Genomic DNA, 17,259 nt, shown 5'->3' on the forward strand with positions numbered 1-17,259 from the left:
TTAGGGAGTTATGCCGAGAAGTTCATGATTTCCGCTGCCAGGGAGCGGGTTGGAGGGGAGTGCGGGAGGGGAAAACAGCCAGGCCATCTTGCGATGGCCTGGAGAGGGGTTACTTGAGCAGGGCTTCCATCTCGGCTTCGGCGGCGGCGCGCGCGGCTTCGGCCTTGGCAGCCGCATCGGCGACCGCCTTGCCGGCGGTGGTGGCATCCGCGCTGCTGACCGCCTGCTTGGCCGGTTCGGTCACGGCCTTGGTGGCCTGCTGCTGCACGGTGGAAGCGGCACTGCTGACTGCCTGCTTGGCAGGCTCTGCCACCGTCTTGGCGGCCTGCTGCTGCGCGGTGGCCGTGGCGTTGCTGACCGCCTGTTTGGCAGGCTCGGTCACGGCCTTGGCGGCCTGCTGTTGCACGGTGGCCGTGGCGTTGCTGACCGCCTGCTTGGCGGGTTCGGTCACCGTCTTGGTGGCCTGCTGCTGCACGGTGGCAGCGGCGTTGCTGACCGCCTGCTTGGCGGGTTCGGTCACTGTCTTGGCAGCTTGTTGCTGCACGGTGGTCGTGGCGCTGCTGACCGCCTGTTTGGCAGGTTCGGTCACGGCCTTGGCGGCCTGTTGCTGCACGGTGGTCGTGGCGTTGCTGACCGCCTGCTTGGCAGGCTCGGTCACGGCCTTGGTGGTCTGCTGTTGTACGGTAGCAGTGGCACTGCTGGCTGCCTTGCCTGCTTGTTGCTGGGCCGAGGTGGCGGCGCCGTTCACGACCTGCTGGGTGGTGTCAGCCATGGTCTTGCTGGCGCCCTGCTGCAGGGAACCCAGCACGCTGCCGAAGAGCGAGCCACCGGTGGCGGCGCCGCTCAGGTTGTTGGTGGCACCGGAGAGCGCACTGGCTGCCGGATTGCCCTGCGCCTGCCAGTTCTGCATCTCGCTGGGCCAGCTCGGAGCGCTGGCCGCCAGGTTTTCGCCAAAGACCTGGGGCGTGCCGTCGCCCTTGAGCAGCATCACGGACATCTGGTTGGTCTGCGAGTTCCAGACCATGCCTGCCTGCTTGGCCACCTCGGGCATGGGGGCATAGCGGGAGACCACGTAGAACAGCGGCCCCTCCTGCTGCAGCTCGTTGGCGGTCTTGAGCAGCTGCATGGTGCTGTCGTAGTTGGGGCCGAGGATGGCGGTCATCCGGTCCTTGATCAGGGGCTGTTCAAACAGGTTGGCCTGGTTGGGATCGAAGCCGACCAGGGGTTTGAGCAGGGCCCACATCAGCTGGCTGGTGGGGCTCATCATCAGCAGGGGGGCAACGCAGGCGGACAACATCAGGCTCAGGCAGGCCGCCTGGAGCAACGGCATGATACGCATTGGGATAATATCCAAATAACGATTTGATTAATAAGGTTATATTTGTCTGGGGCCGACAAATTCAACGGGTTCTCCTGGCCCGGTTCTGAGACGGGCGGGCAGGCGCTGGCAGGCTACCATATTGGCTTGGGAATGCCAGAGAGGGCACCGCTTATTAATCAAGTTTGTGCGGCTGCCGGTCGCTTCCATTCTTCATCAAGCGAGGAGTGACATCATGAATTCAGGCAAGAGGGCAGGCGGCTGGCTGCTGCTGGCACTGCTGGGCGGTGCGACCGGTATCGGCGTGGCGGCAGAACCGAAGCGGACGGAAGTGGGCGGCGAGCTGGTGTTGCCGCTGGGATCGCTGCCGGAGCGGGTCTGCTGGTATCAGGATCAGAAGTATTCGGCAGGGGCCCGGATCCGGCAGGGTGATGACTGGCTGGAGTGCGCTGCGCAAAACGAACAGGAGAGCAACGGGCCTCTGGTCTGGCGCGAGCCACAAAGGGCGTCGGATGCGGCTGGCAAGGCGACGCAGAGCGGCACCATCACCGTGGGCCAGTGAGGCTTTTCTTGATCCAGCTAAAGACATGGACGTGACCTCTATCGCATAATGCGGCTCTTTTCCTCTCTTGACTGGGACTTCAGAAATGGCTCGTCGCTCTTCCAACACTCAACGTCGTCGCAACAGCTGGTGGTACAAACGCCTGTTGGTACGGGAACGTGCAGAGCGCGAAGCGCGTTCCGTTCGAGATTGATACTGCAGTGAAACACGGAGCCTCTGGCTCCGTTTTTTATTCATCATGCGCCGTGATGATGCGGGGGCCCTTGGGCCCCCGTTTTGTTTGTCCGCCGCCCGGTGCAGCCAGCGGACGGGGCCGTTCACTTGGTCCGGCTCGCGGCGCTGACCCATGACGATAGTTGCCGGATCGTCTGCGCAAATAACCGTGGCAGGGGGATGACCGGACCCTTCTGATACTGCATGATGAAGTTTTCGAGAAGGAGCCTCAGATGCAGATCACCATTCGTCACGCCGAACCGGCCGATGCCCCCGCCTTGCGGGATCTCTATGCCATGCCCAATGCCCAGGCGGGCACCCTGCAACTGCCCTATCCGACCCTGGGGGTCTGGCAGAAGCGACTGGAGAGCGGCAGCGTGGTGGCGCTGGTGGCTGAGGTCGACGGTCTGCTGGTGGGGAATATTTCACTCCATATCGAGCCCAACCCGAGGCGCAAACACGTGGCCTGTATCGGCATGGGGGTGCGGGATGACTGGGCGGGCAAGGGAGTGGGCTCTGCCCTGTTGGGGGCCGCGCTGGAGATGGCCGACAACTGGCTCAACCTGCGCCGCATCGAGCTGACCGTCTATGCCGACAATGCAGCGGCGCTGGCGCTCTATCGCAAGTTCGGCTTCATCGAGGAGGGGCTGGCCCGTGGTTTCGCCTTTCGCCAGGGTGAGTATGTGGACGCACTCTATATGGCGAGGATCCGGCCATGATCGACTACCGCCGCCGGCTCATCCCGGTGCTGCGGGCGCTGGAGCAGGATCCGGATCTCTCCATCGAGGCGCTGGCGGAGCGGGCCTGTCTCTCCCTCTACCATTTTCACCGGGTGTTCACCGCCGTGGCGGGGGAAGCCCCGGGCGAGATGTGCCGGCGCCTGCGCATGCAGCGTGCCGCCTGGCAGCTCTGCTACACAGATGCCAGCGTCACCGCCATCGCGCTGGGGGCGGGGCTCGGCAGCTCCCAGGCGTTCGCCAAGGCGTTTCGTCGCTACTATGGCTGTACCCCGGGGGAGTTTCGCCGCGACAAGGGCAAGAATGGACACCTGGAGAGCAAGGATGGACACGCATGGGATGGTCTGTCCCCTTATGCTGAAGGCCACTCATCAGCAAGGAGCAACACCATGAAAACCGTCGAGATGGATGCCCGTACCCTGGCCTATGTGCGGGTCACCGGTCCCTATGGCGAAGGCTATGACGCCGTCTGCGGCCGCCTGTACCAGTGGGCCGCCGCCCGCGGGCTGGAGGGCGGGGAGTGGATCTTCATCTACCACGACAACCCGGAGGTGACGCCGCCAGCCCAGTGCCGCACCGATATCGGCATCACTGTGCCGCCCCAGACCCGGGGCGAGGGGGAGGTGGAGACCCAGCTCATTCCGGCCGGCCGTTATGCCCAGTCCCGCTACCTCATCACCGATCGCAGCCAGTACGGGCCGCGCTGGCAGGAGCATGTGGGCGACATAGTGGCGGCCGGGCTGGAGTTCGGCAGCGGTCCCTGCTTCGAGCTCTACCACAGCGTGAGCAACGATCCCCTGCGCGATGACGTGAGCTTCTGCTCCAGCGTGCGCTAGACGTGCGGCAATAAAACGCGGCGCCTGTGGGCGCCTCGTTTTATTTGGGATGAAGGCTGACCGTTACCTCATCATGGCTGGCTGGGCACCTTGTTCCGCCGGGATTTCCACCACCAGCGCAGGCGGATCTGGGAGATCAGCATGCCTGCCAGCATCAGGGCGCAGCCGACGAAGGCGCGCTCGTCCAGGGTTTCCCCCAGCAGCAGGACGCCGCCGATGGCGGCAAACACCGTCTCCAGGCTGAGGATGATGGCGGCATGGGCCGGGTGGGCGCCGCGTTGGCCGACCACCTGCAAGGTGTAACCCACCCCCACCGACACCAGGCCGGCGTAGAGCAGCGCCTGCCAGCCGGCGACGGCACCGGCCACCGAGGGGGTCTCGATGAAGAAGGCGGTGGCCAGACTAAGCAGGCCACAGACCACGAACTGCACCCCGGCGAGGCGAATGGGGGCGACCCGGCTCGAGTAGTGATCCAGCACCAGCAGGTGCACCGCCCAGAACAGGGCCCCCACCACCTGCAGCAGGTCGCCGTAGCCGATGGTGAAATCCTCGGTGACGCTGAGGTAGTAGAGTCCCGCCATGGCGATGAGGGCGCCAACCCAGGTGTTGGCCCCCGTCTTGTGGCGCAGGGCCAGGCCGATGACGGGCACCAGTATGATGTAGAGGCCGGTGATGAAGCCCGCCTTGGCGGCCGTGGTGTAGAGCAGCCCCACCTGTTGTAGCGATGCGGCGCTGAACAGCACGGTACCGGCGATGAGGCCGCCGGTCAGCAGCAGGCGGCGATCTCCGGCCTGCCCGCCCGGCTGGCGGGATTTGAGCCACCACAAGAGCGGCAGCAGGGAGAGGGCCCCCAGCAGAAAGCGCAGGCCGTTGAAGGTGTAAGGCCCCATGTGGTCCATCCCGAGCCGCTGGGCGACGAAGCCCAGCCCCCAGATGGCGGCGGCCATCAATAACATCATGTTCGAACGCATAGATTCATCCCTGAAAGACGGACGGGCAGGGCCGTGCCGCAAAGCTCCAGTCTCCAAGATAACCGTGAGCGGGGGGATTTGTCTTGCGCTGTCGGTGAGGTTGGCGGCGTGAGTGGTTATCCCGCTGCACTGCCGCAGGCCGGGGGACTTAGCCGTTGGCGATTCTGGCCAGCAGGGGAATGAGGGCGAGCAGCAAGAGGTTGCCGCGCAGGATCCAGATCACCCAGAACTGCTGTTGAATGGAGACCATGGGGGCGCGTCCCTGACGCAGGGAGCGGCGCCAGCGATAGAAGAGGCGGCTGGGGTAGCCAAAGCTGATGGCCATCACGAAGAACAGCAGCAGCTTGGTGCGGTAGCCCGGATTGGCAAGCAGCACGGCCGGTTCGTCGGGGTGGGCGAGCACCTGCAGCACCCCGGTGATGAAGATGAGCAACAGGGCCAGCGCCGCCAGGCCGTCGGCCAGCAGCAGTTTGCGCACCTGCTCGATGGACATGCCGCGGCGGAACAGGAAATATTCGGAGGTGATCGCCCCGGTCAGGGTGATCACGGCGCAGTAGTGCAGCGCCATCAACAGGTCCGGGTTCAGCATCCGTGTCGATTACCTCTAATTGAGCAGATAAACAGCTTCCTTTTGGACGCCATCTCGCGCTGCTGATATTCTGACACTACGCGTGGTCTGGCAATAGCAGGAGTCAGGATTGGTTAAACGAGCGGTCGCCAAAAAAACCTGGTCCCTGGTAACCAGGATGCGTCTGGGCCTGCTTTTGCTGTTCATTCCGGTGCTGATGCTGGGTGGTATCTACTACCTGCACATGGAGCGGAGTCTGCAAAGCGAGCTGCAGCAACGCCTGCTCGCCACCAACCACCAGCTTCGTCACGTCTTCATCGAGCCCTATCTGCACGAGATGGAGCGCCAGTTCACCCTCATCTACGACAGGGTCAAGGTTGAGGACATCAGCGGCCCCCGCCTGCTCAACACCGAGACCTATCTGAAGGAGTGGCAGCTCTACAAGGGGATCATGGCCGATCTGGTTTACATCTATGTCGGCACCGCCGAGCGCCAGATGCTGATCTACCCCGATTGGCAGGCGGATGCCAACTTCGATCCCAGGGTACGTCCCTGGTATCAGCTGGCCAGCCAGCACGTGGGCAAGATGGTCTGGACTGAACCCTATTACGACTACACCAACGGTAACCTGGTGATCGCCCTGGCGCGGGCCCTGACCGACAGGGAGGGCAAGGTGCGCGGGGTCCTTGCGGTTGATGCCATCCTGGCTCCCTTCTCCGCCCAGCTGAATCGTCATCTGGATGAGGGCTACCAGATGATCGTCAACCAGTCCGGCAAGGTGCTGGCCCATCCTGACGCGGCCCAGCTGCTCAAGCCCATGACCCACCCAGAATGGCTCGCTCGCTTCACTCAGGAGGACGGCATCTTCCTGGACAAGGACTCCCGCCAGTTCGTGGCCTACAGCAGGCTGCAGGAGCGCAACTGGGTGCTGATCAGCGTGCAGCCGGCGGCCAGCGTGATGGCGGTGGTGGACAGGGTCTCCCTCAACGTGTTGCTGATGGTGGCACTGGCCTGTGTGCTCTACCTGATGCTGGCACTGATCTGGTCCCGCTATTTTCGCCGCATGCTCGACGAGATCTCGAGCATGATCCGGGCCAGCCGGATGGAGCCTGACGGGGTACCCCAGGGGGGGATGCGCGAGCTCAGGCACGTCTATGCCGAGCTGGCCGAGGTGAGCAAGGATTATCACGAGGCGCGCCAGCAGGCCAACCTCGACAAGCTGACCGGTCTCTACAATCGCCGCTTCTTCGATGAACGTTTCAACCGACTGCTGCAGGATCAGCAGCCGTTCTGCCTGGCCATGGTGGATCTGGACGACTTCAAGCGGGTCAACGACACCTTCGGCCATCAGACCGGGGATGTGGTGCTCAAGCGGGTGAGCCAGCTCGGCCGGGCCCTGCTGGGGGATCACGGCTGGGTCTGCCGTTACGGTGGCGAAGAGCTGGTGGTGTTGCTGGTCAACCCGGACATCCACTTCTGCCAGATGCTGCTGGAGCAGTTCCGCAAGGGGGTGGAGTCACTGGACTGGCGCGAGCCGGGGCTCAGGATCACCTTGAGTGGCGGGCTGGTGGCCAGCCGGGCGGGGATGGATGGCAAGGCGCTGCTGGCGGCGGTCGATGCCGAGGTGTATCGCGCCAAACGCGACGGCAAGAACTGCATCCATCTGGGCCGAGCAGAGGCGAAGGGGCAGGAGGAGACGCCCCCTGCCGACGATGCACTGCTGAGCAACGAAGAGGCCTGAGGGCCTCTTCTTCATTCAGGAGGCCAGCTGCCAGTCGAGGGTGGGCCAGGCCTGCTCGGTGGCGATCTGGCGCAGCCCCGGAGCGGGGTTGACCGCGTGGGGGTGGGTCACCGCCTGCAGCAGCGGCAGGTCGTTGTGGGAGTCGCTGTAGCCGTGGCTCTCCCGCCAGGGGTCGGCGCTTGCGGCAAACAGCTGGTTGATGCGGGCCACCTTGCCCTCGCGAAAACTGAGGGTGCCGCGGGTTTGGCCGGTCAGCATGCCGGCCTCTTCATCCAGCAGGATGGCCACGCAGTGATCCATCCCCAGCATCTGCGCCATGGGAGCCACCAGATGCTCGCCGGAGGCGGAGATGAGCACCAGCTCGTCGCCCCGCTTGCGGTGCCATTCGATGCGCTCCACCCCCTCAGGGTAGATGCGCTCGCGCAGCACCTGCTCGGCAAAGCGGGCACAGAGCGGGTCGAGCCACTGGCGCGACTTGCCTGCCAGCGGCTGCAGGGTGAAGGCCATGTACTGGTGCATGTCCATCTTGCCCTGATGGTAGAGGGACATCATGGCCTGCTCCTCGGCAATCATGCCGGCTGGCGCCAGCTCCTCGGTCACCATGTACTCCAGCCAGAGGCTGGCGGAATCCCCCGCAATCAGGGTCTCGTCCAGATCAAACAGTGCCAGTGCCATGGGTGCTCCTCGCAGTGAAAATGGAAATGTAATGGGGCGTCATGCTACCTCACAGAGTTGATCCCGGGCCACCGCCAGGGTCACGGCACTGCCCACCGGCAGCAGATCCCGGGCCGAGCGGTTGAGGCAGTCCACCGTCAGCAGGCCCGCCGCGCAGCTCACCTGATAGCGGATCACGTTGCCGAGCAGCTGCTGCCCGCTGATAACCCCCGGCAGGTGCGGCTCGTCGCTGCGGGCGCCGGCCGGCAGCAGGGAGAGGGACTCCGGTCGCAGCGCCAGCTTGCCACTGCAGTGCTGGCCGAACAGGGCCTTGGCCTGCTCGCCATCGAGCAGGTTGTAGTTGCCGATAAAGCCTGCCACGAAGGCGTCGGCGGGGCGGGTGTAGATCTCCTCCGGCGTGCCGCTCTGGACGATGGATCCCTTGTTCATCAGGAAGATCCGGTCCGACATGGTGAGCGCCTCCTCCTGATCGTGGGTGACGAAGATGGTGGTGAGCTCGAGGCGCTGCTGGATCTCGCGGATCTGCTGGCGCAGGCTGCGGCGGATGCGGGCATCCAGCGCCGAGAGCGGCTCGTCCAGCAGCAGGATCCGCGGTTGCACCACCAGGGCCCGGGCCAGGGCCACCCGCTGGCGCTGGCCACCGGAAAGCTCGGCCGGATAGCGGCGCTCGAAGCCGGTCAGCTCCACCAGCGCCAGCGCCTCCTGCACGCTGGCGGCCAGATCCCGTCCCGGCTGGGGCTTCATCTTGAGGCCGAAGGCGACGTTGTCCCGCACCGTCATGTTGGGGAACAGGGCATAGCTCTGGAATACCATGCCGATGCCCCGCTTCTGGGGTTCCTGCCAGGTGATCTCCTCACCGGCCACCCGCACCTGACCGCCATCCACCGGGGTGAGCCCGGCCAGCGCCCGCAGCAGGGTGGACTTGCCGCAGCCGGAGGGACCGAGCAGGGTCACCAGCTCCCCCTTGCGGATGCCGAATTCGATCCCCTCGAACACTCTGGTGTCGCCGTAGGATTTGTGCAGTTGATTCACTTCTAGATGGAACATCTTGATTCACCTATGAAATCTGTTCGCCGCCCAGGTGAGCAGCAGGGTCAGCAGGAAGTAGCTCATCACCAGCGCGCTGGTGAAGTGGCCCGAGGTCGAACGCATGTTGTAGAGGTAGACCTGCAGGGTCTCGTAACGGGTGCCCACCAGCATGTTGGCGAACACGAACTCGCCGAGCAGGAAGGAGAGCGACAGAAACAGCGCCGCCAGCAGCCCCTTGCGCAGGCAGGGGATCACCACCAGCAGGAAGGCGCGCCGGCTGCTCGCCCCCAGCAGGTGGGCGGCATCCATCAGATCTTTCAGCGGTACCCCCTGCAGGCTGTTGGCCAGCGCCCGGTACATGAAGGGGAGTACCACGGTGAACCAGGTGCCGATCAGGATCCACGGCGTGCCGATAATGGGCAGAACGCCGTCGGCGTAGATCTGCAGCAGCCCTACCGAGGAGACCACGGGCGGCACCGCGAAGGGGAGCAGGATCAACAGGTTCATCCAGGGATCCAGCTTTGGGAAGTAGTAGGCCACCACCAGCACGGTGGGCACCAGCACTAGCGTGCCGAGCAGCAGGGTGGCGAAGCAGACCAGCAGGCTTCGGCCAAACGCTGCCAGAAAGCGCGGATCGCCCCAGAGTTTGAGATACCAGTCGAGGGTGAAGCCGTCTGGCAGCAGGGTGGCCCCCCAGCGGGTGGAGATGGAGTAGAGAAAGGTAGCCAGCAGCGGCAACAGCAGGGTGGCCACCAGGGCCCCCAGCACCCAGCGCGGCCAGCCAGGTTTCAAATCATGCATGGGATTGCCCCTTGTTCACGTAGCTCTTTTTCAGCAGCCACTGGTTGGCGGCCGTCACCACCCCCAGCAGCACCATCAGGATCACCGCCAGCGCCGCCGCCATATTGGGCTCGAGGAAGATGTCGCCGGAGACCAGGCTGGCCACCCGGATGGTCACCAGGTTGAAGTTGCCGGTGGTGAGGGCATAGGCAGAGGCATAGGCCCCCACCGCGTTGGCAAACAGGATGATCAGGGTGCCGAGCAGGGCGGGAGTCAGCACCGGTAGCGCCACGTGCCACACATATTGGCTCTTGCTCGCCCCCAGCAGGGCGGCGGCCTGCGGCCACTCATCCTGCAGCGCGTCGAACGCCGGATAGAGCAGCAGCAGGGCGAGCGGGATCTGGAAGTAGGTGTAGATGAGGATGAGACCGCTGCCGGAGTAGAGGTTGAAGCCGTCGATGAGGCCCCAGGATTTCAGCAGCAGGGTCACGGCGCCATTGATGCCGAGAATGATGATGAAGGCGAACGCCAGCGGCACCCCGCTGAAGTTGCCGGTCATGGTGACAAAGGCCAGCAGCAGCCGTTTCACCCGCTCACCGCTGTGGCGCAGCGCCGCCGCCCCCAGCGTGCCGATGGCGAGCCCCGCCAGACTGGCGATGCCGGCGATGCGCAAGGAGTTGCCGAACGATTGCAGATAAAAGGGGGAGCTCAAAATCTCCCGGTAGTAGTCGAGGCCCCAGCCGTCCGGGGTCTGAAAGCTGCCCACCAGCACCCACACCATGGGGGCGAGCTGGAACAGGATCATCAGGAGAACGAACGGCAGCAGCACCAGCGCGGGCAGCCAGTGGCGGCGCAGCCGGCGCCGGGTGACGGTCGGTTGATCCGCGAGGATCTCGGTGGTGGCAGGCATCATCAGTGTACCTCCGGCAGGTTGCCGGCCTTGAGCAGCGGCGGGCAGCCCGGCTTGTCGTGGGAAACTCCCAGCAGGTCGGCCATCAGGGCGCAGAGCTGGGTCTGCTGCATGGCGGGACCGGCCGGCCACTGGGCCACGAACGCATCGCCAAACAGCCAGAGCGGTACCCGGCGCTCTTCGGTCAGGGTGCCGCCGTGGCTCAAGTCGTTGTTCATACCGTGATCCGAGGTGATCACCACCTGATATCCCTCCGCCAGCCACTGGGGCAGCAGGTCGGCCAGCAGGCTGTCCATCCGGCGCGCCTGATTGCGGTACTGACGGGAGTCGAGGCCGAACTGGTGGCCCGCGTCATCCACCCCCATCGGGTGGATCAAGAGAAAATCGGGGTCGTACTGGCTGCGCAGCCACTCGCCATCCATCAGCAGATGGCTGTCGGGGTAGCCGTCATCCCAGTAGAAACAGCCGTGCTGGATGGGCAGTCGCTCGTCATGGGTGAAGCGATCCCGCGCCGCTTGCCAGGGGCTCTGGTTGTAGAGCTCGCTCACCCAGTGATAGGCCGCGGCCGCGGTGCGTTTGCCGCCCGCGCGGGCCAGATGGAAGATGGACTCCTGCCGGCTCAGACGGCTCACCCCGTTGTGGGTGATGCCGCTCTCCACCGGCGTCGCTCCGGTCAGGATGCACTCGTAGAGGGGCCGGGAGAGGGAGGGCAGGGCGCAGCTCAGGGTGGCCTGCAACCCCTGTCCCGCCTCCACCATGCCCGCGAGGTAGCCCATGCAATGGGCTACCTCGGCAGAGAGGCCATCCACAAGTACCACTATCACCTTGTGTTGCACTGGCCGCTCCTTACTGCATGTTGATCATGACGGTTTCCTGCCACTGGCGCGGCAGGGCCTTGGAGCTCTGCTCCCAGGCGGCGTGATCCTGGACCGGCTTGGCATTGGCGTACTGCTCGGCCGGCAGCAGCTTGGCCTTGACGTCATCCGGCAGGGTCACGTTGCTGCGGATGGGGCGGGCGTAGCCGCGCGCCAGGTTGATCTGGCCGGCGTCGGAGAGGATGTATTCCCGCGCCAGCTTGGCGGCGTTGGGGTTTTTGGCCCACTTGTTGATGATGGTGGTGTAGCCGGCGATGACGGAACCGTCGCTCGGGATCACCACATCAAACTTCTTGGGGTCGATCTGGTCGCGGTAGTTGAGCGCGTTGAAGTCCCACAGCACCCCCACTTCCACTTCGCCCTTCTCGATGTTGGCGATGGTGGGGTCGTTCAGCGACAGACGGCCCTGCTGGGCCAGCTTGCCGAACAGCTCCAGCGCAGGCTTGAGGTTCTTCTCGCTGCCGCCGGTGGCATAGGCCGCCGCCAGCACGCCGTTGTTGGCCTGGGAGGCGACACCCACGTCACCCAGGGTCACCTTGTAGTCGCCGCCCAGCAGGGATTGCCAGCTGGTGGGGGCCGCCTTGACCAGATCCTTGTTGATCAGGAAGGCGATGGTGCCGGTATAGGCCAGCATCCAGTGACCGTCCGCATCCTTGGCCCAGTTCGGAATGTCGGCCCAGGTGGAGGGCTTGTAGGGCTGGGTGACTCCCTGCTTGACCGCCACCGGGCCGAAGGCGCCGCCCACGTCGCCGATGTCGGCGGTGGCGTTGCCCTTCTCGGCGGCGAACTTGGCGATCTCCTGGGCCGAGCTCATGTCGGTGTCCTGATGCTTGATGCCGTAGATGCTGCCGAGCTGCTGCCAGGTATCCTTCCAGTTGGCCCAGCTGTCCGGCATGCCGACGCTGCTGAGCTGGCCTTCACCGCGGGCGGCCTTTTCGAGATCCGCGATGTTCTCGGCTGCAAACAGTGGCTGACTGATGGCCACCAGGGCCAGTGCACTTGCGATCACGCTTTTCATCATTCCATCCCTCTGGACTAGGTCAGTTAAGGTTCGAGAGGGATGCTAGAGGGGAAATATGACGGTGGCGGGGCGCTTTGATGGCAGTTTGATGACAATCGTCCTGTCATGGCGCTGTCATCCTGCACGGTTACAACTCTCAATCCGAGTGAGGCTGGACTACTCCAGCGAGGGGTGAACCAGCCACGGCAGCCAGGATGAGCGACAGGAAGATGAGCGTGATCGAACCGAGATTGAGCGAGCGGGCAGTGGCCGATGGCCGCGCCTCCAAGTGTGAACAGATTTGCCAGACCCTGCGCCGCTATATCGGCAGCGGCCAGCTGGGTGCGGGACAGCAGCTGCCCGCCGAGCGGGCCCTGAGCGAGCGATTCGCCACCACCCGCATCACCATCAAGGAGGCGCTCTCCAGCCTCGAGGCTGACGGCCTCATCTACCGGGCCGAGCGGCGCGGCTGGTTCGTGGCACCGCCCCGCCTCACCTACGACCCCGCCATCCATACCCACTTTCACCAGTGGATCGGCGAGCAGCAGCGCACCGCCGAGACCCGGGTGCTGGCCCACGGTGGCGAGCTGGCCAGCAGCGAGCTCTGCCGCTGGATGGGGCTGGAGCCTTTCACCCCGCTCTATGAAATCCGCCGCCTGCGTCTCATCGACGGCCGCCCCGTGCTGCACGTCAGCCACCATCTGCTGGCCAGCCGCTTTCCCGATATCGCCAGCGCGCCGCTGGCCAGCTCCCTCACCGAGCTCTATCGGGAGCGCTATGGCATAGGCCAGGGTGGAGCGAGCCTCGAGATCACCCCCTCGGCGGCGCGCGGCGCCATTGCCCGCGCCCTCAATCTGGCGGAGGGGAGCGCCGTGCTGCGGCTGGTGCGGGTCAACTACGACGAGCGGGGAGCGCTGGTGGATTGCGATATTGAACACTGGCGGCCGGATGCCATCCGCATCTGTCTCGATACGCGAGCATTGCAGCCCCTCGCAGGCAAGCTGCAGCAAACCCGGCTCGTGGATCAGGGGTGAGTTGGCAAGCAACGCCAGCCTGGAAAGGGGGTGGCGGATCCCGCGGGATCCGCCGGGATCAGTTGTCGATATTGGGGATCAGGTCGTCGAAGCTCTGGTAGCCGCAGTCGGCCAGTTGCAGCGACATGGTGTAGGTCTTGCTGTGTTCCTGATGGCCGATGGCGGGACGGTTGAGCTTGAGCTCCTGGTGCCAGTACTCCTTCATCCGCTCGATCAGCGCCATCGCTTCGCTCTCGTTGAGGTGTAGCTGGCACAGCGCCATGTAGTTGTTGGACTTGTGCATGTTCTCCACCAGATAGTCCCCCAGCACCGACATCGCCTGGCGCGCCTGCTGGCGGGCGAAGCGGCTGTGCTGCTCGAAGCTGATCCGCTCGCTGATGAGGAAGTGGTAACTGTTGTCGATGCCGAGCTGCAGGATGCCGAGCTTCTCCAGCTTGCGCAGGTAGAGGTAGCAGGAGGCATCGGTCAGGCCGTACTCCCGCTTGAGATCGATCAGGGTCTTGTCGCGCCAGAAGATGTTGGCGAGAAAAGCGTAGAGGCCGGGCTCCCTGTGGAACGCCTCGTCCTGCTCCTGGGTGAAGACGGCGCGCCGGCTCTGGGCGTCCTGGGTGCGGTCCAGCAGCTCCTCGAATGAGAGCCCCACCAGGTGGCACACCTCCAGCAGGGTGTCGAACGGCAGGGAGGGCTTGTTCATCATCCGTTTGACGGTGGCGATGGAGACCCCCATGGCTTCTGCCAGGGTCTGATAGCGGATCCCCTTGTCGGTCAGGGTCTTCTTCAGGGTGTCGAGAATATTGTTGGCCAGGGTCTGGCTGTAGGTCATGCAACTATTCCTTTATCTGCATTTTTATGTTGTGTCAGAAATTGAGTTCTTTTGTCGTTGTGGGCTCAGATACTGACACTTTAAAAAACCAGAGGAAACAAACCCGACCTAATCGATTGAAATGGCCAGACCAGTCGCGCTCGAAGGTTGCAGATAGTGATACTCTGCGGTGCATATCCTTCAACCGTTCAACATTTTGCTGGTGGCGCATAAAACATCGCGCATAATTCAAAACGAATCGGATTCAAGACCTTCCTGGTTGAGAAATCGATTGTTTGCTTCCAATTTAAGGGTTTTTTAAACCGCAAGGTTTTTTATTCTTTCCTGGCATTGAGCGGAACTCGCAAGAGGGCCGCTTTTTTCTTTTCCTAGAATCTGAGCCCGCCGTCAAGACAGGGGCTCAGTTTCGGCACTTCCTGCGCCGCCGCCCTCGCGTGGCAGACATTTATTCCCCCTTGCAGGGAAACAGCTTGGGTATCTCCCGGATCAGCCAGCTCTTGGCCTTGCCCATGGTGTCGCGCCGCCAGGCCAGTACCACCTGGATCTGGTGGCGATACTCGGGGCCGATCACCTTGAGCCGTCCGGCCCGGATGTCCTCTTCAATCCAGCTCAGCGGCATGGTGCCGACCCCGATCCCCGCCAGCAGGGCGTCGCGCTTCTCGCCCATGGTGCTGACGGTCAGCCGCGGCTGCTTGTCGAGCAGGCGATAGGTGAGCACCGGTTTGCGCAGCGCCGTGTCGGCCACCGCGATGGCCCGGTAGCGGCGCAGGGTATCGTCCGCCAGGGGCTCGGGTTCCTGATGCAGGGGATGATCCGGGTGGGCGACGTAGAGCATCACCTCCTCCTGCAGCGGCTGGTGCTTGATGCCGGTCATCATGATGTCGGGATTGAGGGAGGAGATGAGCAGGTCGGCCCGGCCATCCTCCAGACACTCCCAGCTGCCCGCCAGTACTTCGGCCCGCAGCCGCAGCCGGGTATCGGTCAGCTCGGCCAGCCGTTCCACCAGCGGGTAGAGCGCCTGCAGCGGCACCAGCGCATCGACGGCGATGGTGATGTCGGTCTCCCAGCCGCGGGCCAGCGCCCGGGTCTCGCCCACCAGATGCTCGGCCGCCTCCAGCAGAATCCGGCCGCGCTCCAGCAGCATGCGGCCGGCCGGGGTGAACTTGGTTCTGTGGCCGCTGCGATCGAACAGCATGGCGTCCAGCTCGTCTTCCAGCTTCTGTACCGTGTAGCTCAGCGCCGAGGGCACCTTGCCCAGTTCGTCGGCCGCCGCCGCGAAGCTGCCGCGGCGGTCGATGGCATCCAGCACCCGGATGGCTTCCAGGGTCAGCGCCCGTTCCTTGTTCAGTTCCTTGGCCATAAATTGCCTTCAATTTTTTTGAACATGTTTGCCAGTTTATCTCGCTAACAAGTTAGGCCAAGTGTCTTTAATATTCAATCAACGCTTAGGCAGGAGCGCCAAGCAGCCAAATAAACGGGTAGTTCCAGACTGTGACCCCCTCAATCAGGGCGTCTGACTTCGGTGAAAGAACAACACACTATTTGAATGACCTCTTGCATGGATGCATTGATTCTGGCCACAGCGGCCTTGGCAATGACATAAAACCAAGAGAATGAATGAACATGAAAAACGTAATCAAGATGCTGGCCGTTGCAGGCCTGATGACCGCAGGTTTTGCTCAGGCTTCCGTCCCGGCCGACCTCAACGCCGCCCCGGGTGTGCTGTTTGTAAACTGGCACGCCACCGCCGCGGTGGAAGGCAAGGGCAACCCCATGCTGGAAGTGCGTGACGAGTCTGGCGACCTGGTTGCCTCCGTCCACGCCAACTTGATGGGCAGCCAGCAGGTCCAGATCCCGAGCCGCACCCAGGGCAACCTGACCGTGAGCCTGGGTGAGCAGAGCAGCGACTACCGCATTCCGTTCGGCATCGGTAGCGGCAAACAGCGTTAATCAACCGTATCGGTACGTGAGGAGCACACCATGATGAAATTGAGAGCCGCAGAAGCGCGCGGCAAAGCCAACTTCGGCTGGCTGGATGCGCGCCACAGCTTTTCCTTCGGGCACTACTACGACCCGGACTGGATGGGGCATTCAGTGCTGCGGGTCATCAATCAGGATCTGGTGGCGCCGGGTGGCGGTTTCGCGACCCACCCTCACGCCAACATGGAAATCCTGACCTGCGTGCTGCAAGGCACCATAGAGCACAAGGACAGCCTCGGCCATGCCGAGCAGATCCCGGCGGGGGATTTCCAGCTGATGAGCGCAGGTTCCGGCATCCGGCACAGCGAGTACAACCCCTCGCAGACCGAGCCGCTCTCCCTGCTGCAAATTTGGATCGAGCCGAACGAACACGGCACGACACCCGGCTATCAGCAGAAGAAGATTGAAGCCAACCCGGGCATGACGCTGGTGGCGTCACCGGATGGCGAAGCAGGATCCTTCAGGATCCGCCAGCAGGCCCGCGTATGGCGGTTGCAGCTTGAACCGGGTGAGAGCCTCACCTGGGAGCTGGCCGGCCGACACGGTTACCTGCAGATGATTTCAGGGGAGCTTGCCGCCAACGGTCTGGCTGCCCGACCCGGCGACGGGGTACTCAGTCGTGATGAGCCCAAATGGGATCTGGTGGCCATGAGTGCCAGCCAAGCCCTGTTATTTGACCTACCCTGAAGCAGTCAGCGGTGATGTGACGCAAAACGAGGATATTGAAATGGACAAGATGAAAGATTTGGCACTGCTGGTGGGTCGCGTACTGCTGGCTCTGATGTTTGTGATTGCGGGCTGGGGCAAGATCGGCGGTTACGCCGGTACTCAGGGGTATATGGAAGCCATGGGCGTGCCCGGTTTCATCCTGCCGCTGGTGATCCTGCTGGAGCTGGGCGGTGGCCTCGCCATCATGCTGGGCCTGTTTACCCGCAGCCTCTCCGTGCTGATGGCCGGTTTCACCCTGATGGCCGCCTTTATTTTCCACTATCAGCCTGCCGACCAGATGCAGATGCTGATGTTCATGAAAAACGTCTCCGTGGCCGGTGGTTTCCTGGCCCTGGCGGCGGCCGGTGCAGGGGCCTTCAGCCTGGATGCCCGCCTCGGCAAGAACTGGTAAACCCCGCAGGCTCGAGTTTTCCAACGCCTTTTGGCCGGTGCAGTTGCACCGGCTTTTTTATGCCCGCCACATTTGCCTGCGGCAGAT

General features: G+C 63.6%; 19 protein-coding genes. 8 read left to right on the forward strand and 11 right to left on the reverse strand.

Annotated elements, in window-relative coordinates:
- Positions 1-109: 109 nt before the first annotated feature.
- The gene (locus tag ACB033_RS21750) at positions 110-1,339 is read right to left on the reverse strand and encodes a hypothetical protein (protein WP_336290150.1); all 1,230 of its coding nucleotides are present in this window, start codon (positions 1,337-1,339) and stop codon (positions 110-112) included.
- A gap of 214 nt (positions 1,340-1,553) precedes the next feature.
- Between ACB033_RS21750 and ACB033_RS21755 the strand changes: the two genes are divergently transcribed.
- The 3 genes from ACB033_RS21755 to ACB033_RS21765 all read left to right on the forward strand — a co-directional run bounded on the left by ACB033_RS21755 (position 1,554) and on the right by ACB033_RS21765 (position 3,666).
- A complete protein-coding gene (locus tag ACB033_RS21755) occupies positions 1,554-1,880 on the forward strand; it encodes a YnjH family protein (RefSeq protein ID WP_095591585.1) in 327 nt (108 codons plus the stop codon).
- Between the two features lie 446 nt (positions 1,881-2,326).
- Positions 2,327-2,812, forward strand: a complete 486-nt coding sequence (locus ACB033_RS21760) for a GNAT family N-acetyltransferase (protein ID WP_005306188.1) — start codon at positions 2,327-2,329, stop codon at positions 2,810-2,812.
- Positions 2,809-3,666 carry a GyrI-like domain-containing protein gene (locus tag ACB033_RS21765; protein WP_010635866.1) on the forward strand — a complete coding sequence of 286 codons (858 nt, stop codon included), beginning with the start codon at positions 2,809-2,811 and terminating at the stop codon, positions 3,664-3,666. Before ACB033_RS21760 ends, ACB033_RS21765 begins: the two co-directional genes overlap by 4 nt.
- A gap of 71 nt (positions 3,667-3,737) precedes the next feature.
- Here ACB033_RS21765 and ACB033_RS21770 read toward each other — a convergent pair whose 3' ends face one another.
- Both ACB033_RS21770 and ACB033_RS21775 read right to left on the reverse strand, forming a co-directional pair.
- A complete protein-coding gene (locus tag ACB033_RS21770; protein WP_206221140.1) occupies positions 3,738-4,637 on the reverse strand; it encodes a DMT family transporter in 900 nt (299 codons plus the stop codon).
- Positions 4,638-4,785: 148 nt separating this feature from the next.
- Positions 4,786-5,226 carry a DUF2214 family protein gene (locus ACB033_RS21775; protein ID WP_005306181.1) on the reverse strand — a complete coding sequence of 147 codons (441 nt, stop codon included), beginning with the start codon at positions 5,224-5,226 and terminating at the stop codon, positions 4,786-4,788.
- Positions 5,227-5,335: 109 nt separating this feature from the next.
- Between ACB033_RS21775 and ACB033_RS21780 the strand changes: the two genes are divergently transcribed.
- Entirely contained in the window at positions 5,336-6,946 is a 1,611-nt protein-coding gene (locus ACB033_RS21780) for a diguanylate cyclase (RefSeq protein WP_336290149.1), read from the forward strand.
- A gap of 15 nt (positions 6,947-6,961) precedes the next feature.
- Here the strand turns inward: ACB033_RS21780 and ACB033_RS21785 are convergent, their stop codons facing one another.
- The 6 genes from ACB033_RS21785 to ACB033_RS21810 are packed head-to-tail and all read right to left on the reverse strand — an operon-like array spanning position 6,962 to position 12,233.
- The gene (locus tag ACB033_RS21785) at positions 6,962-7,621 is read right to left on the reverse strand and encodes an HAD family phosphatase (protein WP_017785516.1); all 660 of its coding nucleotides are present in this window, start codon (positions 7,619-7,621) and stop codon (positions 6,962-6,964) included.
- A gap of 39 nt (positions 7,622-7,660) precedes the next feature.
- A complete protein-coding gene (locus tag ACB033_RS21790; protein ID WP_336290148.1) occupies positions 7,661-8,668 on the reverse strand; it encodes an ABC transporter ATP-binding protein in 1,008 nt (335 codons plus the stop codon).
- Positions 8,669-8,674: 6 nt separating this feature from the next.
- A complete protein-coding gene (locus ACB033_RS21795; protein WP_010635871.1) occupies positions 8,675-9,451 on the reverse strand; it encodes an ABC transporter permease in 777 nt (258 codons plus the stop codon).
- A complete protein-coding gene (locus ACB033_RS21800; RefSeq protein ID WP_005306164.1) occupies positions 9,444-10,343 on the reverse strand; it encodes an ABC transporter permease subunit in 900 nt (299 codons plus the stop codon). The genes ACB033_RS21795 and ACB033_RS21800 overlap by 8 nt, the downstream gene beginning before the upstream one ends.
- On the reverse strand, positions 10,343-11,176 hold the full coding sequence (locus ACB033_RS21805; RefSeq protein WP_042070970.1) for an alkaline phosphatase family protein: 834 nt from the start codon (positions 11,174-11,176) through the stop codon (positions 10,343-10,345). The genes ACB033_RS21800 and ACB033_RS21805 overlap by 1 nt, the downstream gene beginning before the upstream one ends.
- A gap of 10 nt (positions 11,177-11,186) precedes the next feature.
- Positions 11,187-12,233 carry an ABC transporter substrate-binding protein gene (locus ACB033_RS21810; protein WP_005306158.1) on the reverse strand — a complete coding sequence of 349 codons (1,047 nt, stop codon included), beginning with the start codon at positions 12,231-12,233 and terminating at the stop codon, positions 11,187-11,189.
- A 197-nt stretch (positions 12,234-12,430) separates the two neighbouring features.
- On the opposite strand from ACB033_RS21810, the gene ACB033_RS21815 reads away from it, so the two are divergent.
- Entirely contained in the window at positions 12,431-13,249 is an 819-nt protein-coding gene (locus ACB033_RS21815) for a UTRA domain-containing protein (protein ID WP_024941253.1), read from the forward strand.
- A 58-nt stretch (positions 13,250-13,307) separates the two neighbouring features.
- On the opposite strand, the gene ACB033_RS21820 is transcribed toward ACB033_RS21815, so the two are convergent.
- Both ACB033_RS21820 and ACB033_RS21825 read right to left on the reverse strand, forming a co-directional pair.
- A complete protein-coding gene (locus tag ACB033_RS21820; protein ID WP_336290147.1) occupies positions 13,308-14,072 on the reverse strand; it encodes a helix-turn-helix transcriptional regulator in 765 nt (254 codons plus the stop codon).
- A gap of 445 nt (positions 14,073-14,517) precedes the next feature.
- Positions 14,518-15,432: a LysR family transcriptional regulator gene (locus ACB033_RS21825; protein WP_010635876.1), complete on the reverse strand. Its 915-nt coding sequence runs from the start codon at positions 15,430-15,432 to the stop codon at positions 14,518-14,520.
- 257 nt (positions 15,433-15,689) lie between these two features.
- Between ACB033_RS21825 and ACB033_RS21830 the strand changes: the two genes are divergently transcribed.
- The 3 genes from ACB033_RS21830 to ACB033_RS21840 are packed head-to-tail and all read left to right on the forward strand — an operon-like array spanning position 15,690 to position 17,172.
- The gene (locus tag ACB033_RS21830) at positions 15,690-16,022 is read left to right on the forward strand and encodes a hypothetical protein (RefSeq protein WP_011707661.1); all 333 of its coding nucleotides are present in this window, start codon (positions 15,690-15,692) and stop codon (positions 16,020-16,022) included.
- A 30-nt stretch (positions 16,023-16,052) separates the two neighbouring features.
- On the forward strand, positions 16,053-16,739 hold the full coding sequence (locus ACB033_RS21835) for a pirin family protein (RefSeq protein ID WP_005306141.1): 687 nt from the start codon (positions 16,053-16,055) through the stop codon (positions 16,737-16,739).
- Positions 16,740-16,779: 40 nt separating this feature from the next.
- The gene (locus ACB033_RS21840; RefSeq protein ID WP_024941255.1) at positions 16,780-17,172 is read left to right on the forward strand and encodes a DoxX family protein; all 393 of its coding nucleotides are present in this window, start codon (positions 16,780-16,782) and stop codon (positions 17,170-17,172) included.
- Positions 17,173-17,259 lie beyond the last annotated feature (87 nt).

Source organism: Aeromonas sp. S15(2024) (genome assembly GCF_041402265.1).
GTDB classification, from domain to species: domain Bacteria; phylum Pseudomonadota; class Gammaproteobacteria; order Enterobacterales; family Aeromonadaceae; genus Aeromonas; species Aeromonas dhakensis.